Annotated in this window: 7 protein-coding genes; all 7 read left to right on the plus strand. The window is 42.5% G+C overall.

The genetic code is table 11. The features are described from left to right. The first annotated feature begins 9 nt into the window (after positions 1-9). The 7 genes from ABZD21_RS15880 to ABZD21_RS15910 all read left to right on the plus strand — a co-directional run bounded on the left by ABZD21_RS15880 (position 10) and on the right by ABZD21_RS15910 (position 10,674). Complete coding sequence (locus ABZD21_RS15880) at positions 10-1,053, plus strand: glycoside hydrolase family protein (protein WP_372776070.1); 1,044 nt, start codon at positions 10-12, stop codon at positions 1,051-1,053. 127 nt (positions 1,054-1,180) lie between these two features. After that, positions 1,181-2,704 (plus strand): alpha-L-fucosidase, encoded by a 1,524-nt coding sequence (locus tag ABZD21_RS15885; protein WP_372776071.1) that lies wholly within the window; start codon positions 1,181-1,183, stop codon positions 2,702-2,704. Between the two features lie 10 nt (positions 2,705-2,714). Further along, positions 2,715-4,601 (plus strand): alpha-L-fucosidase, encoded by a 1,887-nt coding sequence (locus tag ABZD21_RS15890; RefSeq protein WP_372776072.1) that lies wholly within the window; start codon positions 2,715-2,717, stop codon positions 4,599-4,601. A gap of 135 nt (positions 4,602-4,736) precedes the next feature. Then, on the plus strand, positions 4,737-5,933 hold the full coding sequence (locus ABZD21_RS15895) for a putative glycoside hydrolase (RefSeq protein ID WP_372776073.1): 1,197 nt from the start codon (positions 4,737-4,739) through the stop codon (positions 5,931-5,933). A gap of 34 nt (positions 5,934-5,967) precedes the next feature. Then, on the plus strand, positions 5,968-7,788 hold the full coding sequence (locus ABZD21_RS15900) for an arylsulfatase (RefSeq protein WP_372776074.1): 1,821 nt from the start codon (positions 5,968-5,970) through the stop codon (positions 7,786-7,788). A gap of 21 nt (positions 7,789-7,809) precedes the next feature. Then, positions 7,810-9,645, plus strand: coding sequence for an alpha-L-fucosidase (locus ABZD21_RS15905; RefSeq protein WP_372776075.1), 1,836 nt, complete (start codon positions 7,810-7,812; stop codon positions 9,643-9,645). An 84-nt stretch (positions 9,646-9,729) separates the two neighbouring features. Further along, complete coding sequence (locus ABZD21_RS15910) at positions 9,730-10,674, plus strand: prolyl oligopeptidase family serine peptidase (protein WP_372776077.1); 945 nt, start codon at positions 9,730-9,732, stop codon at positions 10,672-10,674. The last annotated feature ends 960 nt before the right edge of the window (positions 10,675-11,634 follow it).

Raw genomic sequence — 11,634 nt, forward strand, 5'->3', positions numbered from 1 at the left:
CTTTAGCGAATGAGACAATTTCTAAAACTATCCGGATTTGTCAGTGTCCTCCTGATGTTTATTTTTTGCAGCCAGGATTCATCGATCAAAGAGTCGTCATTTTGCAAATCGCTTGTTCCGGGCAAGTTTATTCTTGAAGCAAACGATGGCTGGTGGAACTGGTGCATGGCTCCAATTTACGACGAGGAAGGAACGTTGCACGTATTTATGTCGTCTATTCCCGACAGCGGCAGTTGGACAACGGCCAGCAAAATTGTCCATTTTACGGCAAATAGTCCTGAAGGCCCCTATCAATTTGTAGATACCACTTTCTCGAGCAAAACGGCAAGCTATCACAATCCGCAAATTTCAAAAGTTGGAGACACCTATGTGCTTGTGTATTTGTTGCGCGACAATTCAAATAAATCAAACCCTCAGCAAATTGGAATTGCCACAACAAAATCCTTGAATGCTCCCTGGGTCGAAAGTCCACATAATCCAATCATCAGAGCAGCCGGAAAAATGGGAGAAGACAATATAACTCATGCCTCGAATCCAACTTTCCTGGTCGATGCCGATGGCAAATTCAGGATTTATTACAAATCGATGACTGATAAATATAAACCTAAACCTTTCCGGGAAATATCACTGGCCATCAGCGAAAATATTGAAGGGCCGTATGAGAATTACAAGGCAAATCCTCTAATAAGTTACGCCGATAGGGAGATTGACATTGAAGATCCGTACGCTTTTTACTACAAAGGCATGTATTACATGATTGTTGAAGACCGCATGGGCGTGAAAAATGCGCTTGAAGGGAACCCCATTCCAAAAGATGAGATTAAACCGGGCGGAAACCGACCTGGATTGATCTATCAATCAAAAGATGGAATAAACTGGGGAAGACCTGAAGTGGGGTATCAAACCAACACCTTTTATTTTGGCCATGAACTCGCACGAAGCGAACGTCCGCATATTTTATGGAAAGACGGAAAACCGGAATGCTTGTTTCTTGCTTGTCACGATAAAGACCCAAGTGCCGGATTTTTCCTGAAAATAAATGGCTGGGAATAAGCCTAAAATCAGGATTTTAGCTTTTTAAACTCTAACTGAAACTGGGCATTGGCACAAGAATCAAACACATGCCAGTCATTCCCGAATTTGTGGACGACTATTTACAACTAACTCAATAAGATCGAAAATGAAAAATGAAATTGGGAAAAGAATAGGCATAATAATCATTGGGCTAGGATTATTTCTAAATGAGTCTTTAGCTCAAAAAATTCAACCCACCTGGGAGTCGATGGCTGAAAACTATGAAGTTCCGGAATGGTTTCAGGACGGTAAAATAGGTGTTTGGATGCATTGGGGGATTTCCTCGGCTGCTGACGAAAACCGACCCAACGATGGTTCGCACTATGGCCGCCGGATGTATGGTACTGAAGATTACGTTGCTGCAAATGAGGGTGATCGGAAGATGACAGAAGAGCTTAGCGCATGGCATACAGAATTTTATGGTCATCCGTCTGAATTTGGTTACGAGAAACTTATTCCGTTGTTCAAAGCCGAAAAATGGGAACCCGATAGTCTGGTTAAATTCGTTAAAGATTGTGGCGCCCGGTTTATTATGCCTGTTGCAACGCATCACGATAACTTCGACATGTACGATTCCTTTTTTCCTTGGAATTCAGTAAAAATGGGACCCAAACGCGATATTCTCGGAGAATGGAAAAAAGCGGCCCAAAAGCAAGGGCTTAAATTTGGGGTTTCAACTCATCTGTATTGGTCACCGCGTTTTTTTACCTGTGCACGAAAATACCAGAAACCGGGTACTCCTGAATGGCAGTTTTTCAATATGGATTACGATGCAACAGGCTTTGCCGGTCAGGATAGTTGGAACGAGCATTGGTACGCCCGGTGTTGGGACCTGATTGAAAAATACGATCCCGACATGTTTAACAACGATGCGCCTTACCCCGATGAAAAGACAGGCAAAAGCCTTGGCGTTAAATTGTTTTCATCCTTTATTAATCGCAACCTGGCTCAAAACAATGGAAAGCAAACCGTCGTATTTTCATGTAAGAACGAAAAACTTAACAGGTCGGCATTTACCTACAATCTGGAGCGGGGCAGTTCCGACAAGATTCAGCCCGAACCGTGGATGTGGGCGACCGATCTGTCAGGAGGCTGGTTTTACCGAAAAGGGGCAGTTAACCGAATGAGTATTCCGGTGATGGTAGGAAACGCTGTGGATGCAATCAGTAAAAACGGAGTGGTGATGATGAATATCGCTTTGCGTGGTGACGGGACGATTCCTGAGAATCAGGCGGCTTACCTCACAACTTTTGGCGACTTTTTAAAAACCTGTGGTGAGGGGATTTACGGTTCCCGCCCGTGGAAAATCTATGGCGAGGGGCCGCTAAAGATGAAAGACGGCCGTCAGGGTGAAAACCACCAGAATTTCTCGCAACAAGACATTCGTTTTACCACGAAGGATGGTAATCTATATGCTTTTGTGCTGGCAGCTCCAACCAGTGATATTCTGGTTAAGACTCTTGCTGCCGGAGGGCTTCTCGATCAGGAAATCGAAAACATTAGCTTGCTCGGGAGCGATGAAGTTATAAACTGGCATCGGACAGAAAAAGGACTGACGATCCAAAAAATTAAAGAAATTCCAAACCAGCCAGTTATTGGCTTCAAAATAGTGCTTAAACAAATTAAGTAAACTGCAAACAATGAAATTAAAACCGAACCAGCTAAAACCAAATGCTTTAAAACTAAACAAGTTCGTATTCATCGCTTTTTTTGTGACCGCACTTTTATGTTTAAACGCCTGCAACAGCAAACAAAATACTTTAGTAGTCCAGGGCGACAAACATTGGGTGGTTCTTGAAGCAAAAGATGCAAAGCATACCAACGGGAAATTCGAATGGAAATTTCAACTAGAGCATTCCGGGGAGTATATTATTCAATTGATTACTACTGGAGATAATCAGGGTTCCACGCCATCTGCACAAGTTCAAATTGACGATTGGCAAACCGACGAAGAGTTAAAATCAACTTTTACAATAAAATCCGAGTCGTCATTTCAGACCGTTTCACAATTCACGAAGGATATCATTTTTTCTGAAGAAGGTAAACATGCGATTTCAATAACGACAAGCACTCCGTTTGTTTCGATTCGGATTATTCCACATTTCAGTAATGGAATTGGCTCAGGAAAATATTACGACCAATGGCTGCAAATGCACAATTCTGTTGAAAAAACAACGGCAATGACCTGGTTTAAGGAAGCGAAATTTGGCATGTTTATTCATTGGGGCTTATACTCGCAGGCCGGAGGAATCTGGAAAGGAACTCGAATTGATGACTCTCCGTACCCCGGACCGAAAGTCGCAGAATGGCTGATGTCAACCTTTCAAATTCCGCGTATTGAATACGAAGAGTTGGCCAAAACATTCAATCCTGATAAATCGTTTGCCGAAAACATTGCCCGTCTTGCCAAAGATGCAGGAATGAAATATGTCGTTATCACCTCCAAACACCATGATGGTTTTGCTCTTTTCGATTCGAAATGCTCGGATTACGACATGGTTGACCGGACTCCATACAAGGCCGATGCAGTAAAGGAACTCTATGATGCATGCTTAAAAGAAGGATTGGATTTTGGCATTTATTATTCGCACGGAAATGACTGGTACGACGGTGGAGATGGAAATTATGCCAATGTTAAAATGCACAACGATTCGATTGGAATTTATACACATCCGCAGGGAAAAAACTTATGGGATCCGAGTCCAGATACTCACGCTGAATACCTCGAAGCCAAAGCATATCCCCAGATTGAGGAACTAGTTAGGATGTTGCCGAAGTTGCGACTGATATGGTTCGATGGAGAAGGCCTAATTACCGAAGAACAGGCTTTTAGTTTTTACAAACTTGTTTACGACATCAATCCGAATGTGATTGTTAATCGCCGGGTCGGTTACGACTTCGGTGATTATCTCGATGCAGGTGATAATAAAATCCCTTCATCTTCCGAGAATATAGAAAAATATTGGGAAACATGCGGAACAACCAACAATTCATGGGGTTTTAAGCCCTACGATCAGGATTGGAAAAGTTCCCGGGAACTCTTGTATTATCTGATCGATATCGCTTCCAAGGGCGGAAACTATCTCCTGAATATTGGCCCTGATGGAAATGGCCATGTACCGGAATTCAGCGCAAAAGGACTACGCGAAATGGGAAAATGGATGGAAACAAACGGCGAGTCAATTTATGGAACTTCACGATGGAAAATAGTTCATGAAGGACACGGAGAAACCTTGCTGGAAGGAACCGGAGAACGGAAGAAAAAAGGTTTCGCCCGAAAATTCTCGTCTGAAGATTTCTGGTTTACATCGAAAGAAAATAAAGTGTATGCGATTTCATTGGTTGAATCAGTAGGTAAGGCGGTTATCAAAAGTATGAGTGTGAATGTAGCAGGAAAAATCAAATCAGTAAAAATGCTTGGTTATCATTCTGAATTGGAATGGAATCAATCGATTGACCAATTGGAAGTGAAACTGCCAGAACAAATGCCAAATCCGAATGGGTATGCGTTGGAAATAAGTTTTTAGTTGGTAAAATGAAACGGGCCAGGAGTAAAACCAACTCACACACGAAGTTGATTGGCTGGCTAGTTCCCTGTCTGACGACAGGTAGGCATCTGTAAAATTTAAAGGACGAATTTAAAACTGTTCAAAATTATGGAAATGAGATCAACATTTGTAGCCCGAATTTTCACATCGATAATGATTTTTATTCTGTTTTCAGTGGCTGATTTGTTTGCACAAAAACCATTGATAACTAGTGATGATACACCGTTTGTACGCCAGGTTTTTTATCCGAAGTTTAGTTGGGAAACAACACCAATGTATTACATGTTTGGTGATGGCAAGCGGGTTTTAAAACCCGAAGAGGTACGTTTTATCGCCGAAAGAACCGACTTTATTTGTATTGAAAAATCGCATGGTTTGGCAGAATTGGGTGCAGCAGAATTGGGCGCGAAACACGAGGTGGCAGCCTTTAAAAAGATCAAACCCGAAATCAAGGTGCTGTTCTATTTTAACTCCGCTTATGCCTGGCCGTTTACTTCCTACAATGAAAATTTCACACTCGAAAAAATTGACGCACATCCGGAATTGAAAAAATTCTTATTAGTAGATCCTGAAACCGGGGAGTTAAACCGAAGAGGAAGAACGTTGACTTTTGATGTGTTGAACCCTGAATTTCGCGAATGGTGGGTGGAAACCGTTGCAAAAGGAGTAAGGGAATCAGGTTGCGATGGTGCTTTTATCGACCAGATGCATGGTTTTAACTGGCTGCGAAAAGACAAAAGCGATGAAGTGCAAGAAGCCATGGGAAAAATGATGACTGACTTGAAAAAGCAATTAGGCCCTGATAAAATTCTGCTTGGAAACAATGCCCATCAGGATATTGCTCAATTTGTTTTTCCGGCAGTTGATGCCATTATGTTTGAACACTATAACGCTGAATTACTCAACAAAGAAAATCTGCTGAAGGACTGGAATAACATGTTGCGCATTGCCAAAGCCGGTAAGATTTCTGTATTCCGGGTGGGTGTTGAGGTTGAAGAAAATTCTGATGAACGAAATAATAAACAAAACAAGGCCGAGCGCATTCAGAAGTTGTCAAAAGAACGCTTAGAATATTATCTGGCTTGTTTTCTCATTGGCGCGCAACCTTATTCATACTTTCAATACGGTTGGGGTTGGACGCTCTCTTCTGGATCTTTGGTTGATTATCCTCTCCTGGCAAAACCCTTGGGAGCTCCTCTGGGAAAATATAAAAGGACCAATCCTGATGGCTGGATTTTTACCCGCGAATATGAACATGCCAGTGTTTGGGTGAACACCGAAAAAGGAGAGGCCAAAATTACATGGCGATAACAACACATTGCAAAATTCTTTAAAACCATAGTTTATGAAATCGAATTCAATTTTTTCAAAAACACATCAAACATTTTTGAGCCTGGCAGCAATCACAACAAATCTACTGGTTGCCAATTCTGCCATGGCTACAGCAAATGTTCCGGATAACGAAAAACCTAACATCATTATCGTAATTACTGATGATCAGGGGATGGGCGACTTGGCATGCTTGGGAAATCCTTATATCAAGACCCCGAACATCGATCAGTTTTATGGCGAATCGGTGCGGTTTACCAACTACCATGTTTCAACGACTTGCGCACCAACCCGAAGTTCGATAATGACCGGAAGGCACACCAATCGGTTGAATATGTTTCATACGATTACCGGGCGGTCACTTCTTTTCGAAGATGAAGTAATTTTACCACAGGTGTTGGCCCAAAATGGTTACACGAACGGAATGTTTGGCAAATGGCATCTGGGCGATAATTATCCATTCCGTCCCGAAGACCGGGGGTTTCATGAAGTAGTTCAGCATGGCGGTGGTGGAATTACTCAGGGCCCTGATTATTGGGGAAACGATTATTTCGACGATACCTATTGGCACAATGGGAAAACCGAAAAATACAAAGGGTATTGCACGGATGTGTTTTTCTCTGAAGCGTTAAAATTTATTGAAACAAACAAGGATCAACCTTTCTTCTGTTACATTTCGACCAATGCACCCCATGGTCCTCTTAATCTTCCCAAAGAATACTTCGACAAGTATAAAAACAATAAGAATTTGCCGGAACAGGTGCAACGATTTTACGGAATGATCACCAACATTGATGACAATTTTAAGGCGCTCGAAGAAAAACTGGCTGCATTGCAGTTAACGGATAACACGATCCTGATTTTTACTACTGATAATGGTACCGCAAACGGCGAGCAGACTTACAATGCCGGTTTGAGAGGTCATAAAGGAAGCGAATATGAAGGTGGCCATCGGGTACCTTTATTTATCCGTTGGCCAAATGGTAAATTAACCGGAGGAAAAGACATCGATAAACTGGTGGCTCATTACGATTTGCTCCCCACTTTTGTTGATCTGTTAGGTCTGAATTTTAACCCGGTGAAACCCTTGGATGGGATTAGTCTGAAACCACTTTTATACCCTTCAGAACAGAAATGGGCGAACAGAATTCTGTACATGGATACGCAGCGGCTGCAAAACCTTGTGAAATACAAGAATTACACTGTGATGGACGACAACTGGCGCCTGGTAAATGGAACTGAGTTGTATGACATGAGGGTGGATCGAAGCCAAACAAAAAATGTGATAAACGAACATCCTGTAGAAGCCGAAAAACTTGCAACAGGCTATGAGAAATGGTGGCAATCGATTATAGACGAAGGAGTTGATCAACGATTCGCCTACATTAAAGTGGGCTCGCCCCACGAGAATCCATCCCGGATTTCGGCACACGACATGATGACCGGTAAATTCGGACACGTCTGGCATCAATATGGTGCTGCAACAGCATCACAGGCCACCGGACGATGGAAAATCGAATTTGTTCAGGATGGAGAATACAAAATCAGTTTATGCAGGTTCCCACGCGAAAGTGGGCTCGAAATTAATGCAACCTTCCCGGAACAAGAACCTCAGATTGAACTGGAACGGGTTTTCCCGGCAAGTGTAAAATCCGACTTTGCCAAGGCATATATTTATGTGGCTGATTTAGCGAAAACTGCAAATATTGAAGCAGGAGCAAAGGAAGTTAGTTTTACAGCCAAAATTTCTTCCGGAAAATACGACATGGAAGCTCAGCTGATCGACAACGATGGCCGGGTGTATCCTGCATATTATGTGTATATAGAAAAATTGTAAGCTAAATACTCCAAAGACCATATGGAAGATAAATCGTTGCATCTAATCGTTGTTCTGATTACAGTTCTATGTCTGTTTCAGCTTAGTTGCCAAACCAACAAGAGCAAAACAAACCAAGCCGACTATGTCACGGAGACATCGGGAAAGGTCGACTTCGGGAAAACGGATGTTTCCGCTTATACGCCTGAAATACGGGCGAACATGGAAAAATTATATGAAGAAAAATTTGGCATGTTTGTTCATTGGGGACCTTATGCGCAACTTGAAGGTGTTTGGGACGGAAAAGAAGTCGCGGCCGAGTGGATTATGAACCGGGCAAAGATTCCGGTGAAAGAATATGAGCAACAGGCTGCCGGGAAATTTAAACCGGTAAAATTCAATGCCAAAGATTGGGTGGATATAGCCGAAAATGCGGGGATGAAATTCATCGTGCTTACCGCCAAACACCACGATGGCTTTGCCATGTATAAATCAAAACATCCCTATAATTTGGTCGATTTTGCCGGATTCGGACGCGATATCCTGAAGGAACTATCCGATGAATGTGCTGGGCGAAAAATGAAACTGGGATTCTATTACTCTCAAAGTCAGGATTGGCACGAAGAGGGTGGTGCCGGGAATGATTGGGATTTTGGAAGCCGGATTAAAGCTCAGGATAAATTTGATGCCTATTTTAATGGCAAAGTAGCCATGCAGGTTGATGAACTAACCCGGAATTATGGAGACATTTTTATGGTTTGGTTCGACACGCCGATTCAAATGGATGATGCAAAATGTCAGTTGATGATGGACCTTGTTAAAGAGAATCAGCCCGGTGCTCTGGTGAATTCGAGGTTAGGTCAGGGTTTTGGCCACTTTGATGTTTCCATTGATAATGGAAAAACACCAAGTGTGAGCAGGGCCACTTGGTTGCCCGACTTAAAAGTTCCGTGGCAAACGCACGAATCGGTTACACAACTGGGGTGGGGCTACACTTCGTATGGTGGAGAAAACGACCGGTCAACTGAATACAGCGACTTTATTTATAGTCTGTGCCGGATCGTGGGCAACGGCGGGGTTTACTTGCTAAATGTTGCCCCAAGGCCCGATGGAACAATCCCTCAATCGCAGGTAAACAGCATCACGGCAATTGGCGATTGGCTCAAAGTAAATGGTGAAGCTATTTATGGCGCCGACCCAAGTCCGCTAAAATTCCCACCTTACGCCATTACAAGCAAACCGGGTAAAATATACCTGCATATTAAAGATTGGGAAGCAAACAAAGTCGAACTTACCGGAATTTTATCAAAGGTCAATAAAGCGTATTGCCTGGCCGATCTATCAAAACAATCATTGGCAGTTAAACAGGATGGTGCCGAATTAAGCGTTACTGTGCCTGAAAACCTAAAACACCCACAGGTGACTGTAGTCGTGCTGGAAATCGCCGATCAGGAAGCCAAAATAATTGATGAAACAATTCAGCAAGAAGCCAATGGTAGACTTGATTTACCGGTTGCAAAATGCGAGTTTGCCATCCGACGGATTAGTTACGATTATGATGAAAAAGTGACGCACCGGTGGGGCGAAAATCAAAAACAGGGATTAATCTGGACAGTTAACATTACGAAACCGGGCTTATTCAAGGTGATTAGTGAAGACAACGGAGACGAAAAACTAGTCTATGAACTCATTAGCACAACAGATTCTTTGCGTCTTCAGGCGAATAAAGAAATTGGAATTTTGAGAAAAAAGGAACAGGAGGGAGCAATTTCAATCACCAACCCTGGAGTACAGCAAATAATGGTTTCCCCAAAAGTAACCAGCAATCAAAGCAGCAGATTCAAGTTTAAAGGACTCGAACTTGTTCCTGTAAAGTAATCAAGGTGAACTTTGATTGATTGTCAATCTATGTTCATCACAATTAGACTAGTGATTTTAACGCGTTTAAATTATTCCTAAAATATGAGAGCTTTTCATGCATTGTTTTTGTTTCTTGGAGTTTTTATTTCATTGAGTTCGGTAGGAAAACCTTCACAATCAGTAAGGTTGGACATTCCATACAAAACCACGCCGGAAGGTGTGCTTCATCTCGATCTTTATTACCCCGATTCCGTGCTTTCCGGAAAATATCCGCTTGTAATCTATACTCACGGCGGAGGTTGGGTCACCGGAAGTAAAAAAGGTGCAACTGTTGGAAACATGGCTAAGGTGGTGAATTCGCTGACTCAAAAAGGTTTCTGCGTGGCTTCGGTGGAATATCGGCTGTGGTCAAAAGACGGAAATGTCTCGATGCGCGACTGTGTAATTGATTCAAAAGATGCCATCCGCTATTTGTCTAAAAACGACAGTTCCCTTTTTGTCGATAGCGAACGTGTTTTTGCTTTCGGTGATTCGGCAGGAGGGCAGATCGCCCAAATGTTGTTGCTAACGTCTCCGGAATCTTTGTCTGGGGCAGACGAATTGGCCGGGTATTCTTATAAAATGATTGCAGGTGTTTCCTGGTATGGCCCCTGCGATTTTGAAAAGACGGAGTTGTTTAATCCTGACGGGAGGGAAAATTTCAAAGATCGTTTTGGCCTCCGGATTTTGAAACCTGATACTGACCCAAAAGATAAATCGGCATTGTACCGCGAAATGAGTCCCATTAACTATTTGCGTAAGAATAGTCCGCCACTTTTGATGATTCAGGGAGACAAGGATACTACAATTCCGATACATCATGCTTATTACATGAAAGAAAAGGCAGATGCGGTCCAAGCACCGGTAGAAATATTTATCGTTAAGAACGCCGGGCACAACTGGAGGCAGGTTGATGATCCAATCGAACCTTCGGCAGCAGTAATTGTGCAACGAACAGTCGGTTTCTTATGTGATCATTTAAATGCCAATGTAACGAATAGTCTTTAATTCGAATGGAAATGAAACACATACTTAGCTTTGCTTTTCCCTGGCATTCGTTTTTAGTGGGAACACTGTCACTCAATGTTCCTCAAGATCCATTCATTACTCATGATCAAATTGAACAGGAACGAACAATATTAATAAGCTCAGGAAGCAACTCTGTCTGTAGATTCGTAGGCCAATGAAACCAAAGCAGACCGTGATGCACGTATGGAATGGTTGCGTGTGGCGAAGTTCGGAAGCCATTTGGTCAACTATAAAAGCGATTTTGACCGGATAAAGTCCGCGCTGGAGAACTTTTTCCGCCAGGAAAAAGTTCTCCAGCAGTCGCCCAAAGACTATTTTTTCACCCCCTCAGAAGAAAATTACAGTTGGCAGAGGTTTTTTTTAAGCGCAATTGCAGCGCGTCAGTCCCGATTTTGGCACCGGACGGTTTTCACTTCAGTTATTGGTCAAAAAATATGTTTGATCTAAAAGCGTGGTATTCAGGGAAGAGAAGCGCTGAATACGGAAAAGGATAAAAAAAGATTGGTTCAGGTGTTGCAGAACAAAAAAAGGGATCTATATTTGCACCCGCTTTGAGAGACAACGGTGCTACACCGGGAAGCTGAAAGCCACGTTCTGTAAGCGTTTCGAGGAGAAATCTTCGAGCTGTCAGACACAAAAAACAACAAAACGTTCACTGAAAAAGAAAGGATGAGATGAAACTTTTTGGGTGTTATATCCCGTAAGAGTTTAAGCGTCCTAATCTGAAATACGATCATGGCAAGGCACTCGAAAAAAAAAATATCTGATTTAGTTTGGAGAAATAAAAAGAGTGATTAACTTTGCCGCCCCGAAGACAGAAAGATGTTTCATCCGAAGTTCAAGGGAAACAAAAAAGATCGTTCATTACATGTTTTAGTAGGATCGGAAGAGCTTTAAAGATTGAAGCTACGGAGGAGACTGCAGAGAGGATGTAGTAAA

The organism is Mangrovibacterium sp., assembly GCF_041596335.1.
Taxonomy (GTDB): domain Bacteria; phylum Bacteroidota; class Bacteroidia; order Bacteroidales; family Prolixibacteraceae; genus Mangrovibacterium.

Excerpts from the sequence above, each read along its gene's own strand:
- ABZD21_RS15880 (WP_372776070.1), top strand. The coding sequence starts at position 10 with ATGAGACAATTTCTAAAACTATCCGGATTTGTCAGTGTCCTCCTGATG.
- ABZD21_RS15885 (WP_372776071.1), top strand. The coding sequence starts at position 1,181 with ATGAAAAATGAAATTGGGAAAAGAATAGGCATAATAATCATTGGGCTA.
- ABZD21_RS15890 (WP_372776072.1), top strand. The coding sequence starts at position 2,715 with ATGAAATTAAAACCGAACCAGCTAAAACCAAATGCTTTAAAACTAAAC.
- ABZD21_RS15895 (WP_372776073.1), top strand. The coding sequence starts at position 4,737 with ATGAGATCAACATTTGTAGCCCGAATTTTCACATCGATAATGATTTTT.
- ABZD21_RS15900 (WP_372776074.1), top strand. The coding sequence starts at position 5,968 with ATGAAATCGAATTCAATTTTTTCAAAAACACATCAAACATTTTTGAGC.
- ABZD21_RS15905 (WP_372776075.1), top strand. The coding sequence starts at position 7,810 with ATGGAAGATAAATCGTTGCATCTAATCGTTGTTCTGATTACAGTTCTA.
- ABZD21_RS15910 (WP_372776077.1), top strand. The coding sequence starts at position 9,730 with ATGAGAGCTTTTCATGCATTGTTTTTGTTTCTTGGAGTTTTTATTTCA.